The organism is Polaribacter sp. 2305UL8-11, from assembly GCF_058147165.1.
On sequence record NZ_JBYVJW010000099.1, the window covers coordinates 1 to 239 of the forward strand.

1 protein-coding gene is annotated in these 239 nt (G+C 25.1%); it reads right to left on the reverse strand.

The features are described from left to right. Positions 1-116: 116 nt before the first annotated feature. A partial coding sequence (locus ACY2RW_RS16335) for a VOC family protein (protein WP_490123788.1) occupies positions 117-239 on the reverse strand: 123 nt, incomplete at its 5' end.

The window sequence follows — 239 nt, forward strand, 5'->3', positions numbered from 1 at the left end:
TTTAATTTTAGAAATATTATCTTTTTTTTCTCTTTCTTCTTTATTTACATAAGTTTCTTTCTTATATAAAAGACTTTTTTTGTAAAGCATAACTATCTGTTTTTTCGTGTTTTAATTTATTTAAAAGCTTGGTCTATAGGTTCCCAAAGCTCAATTTTATTTCCTTCGTTGTCTAACATCCATCCAAATTTTACATAATCAAATTCTTGCATTTCTCCGACAATAGTAACACCTTCTTT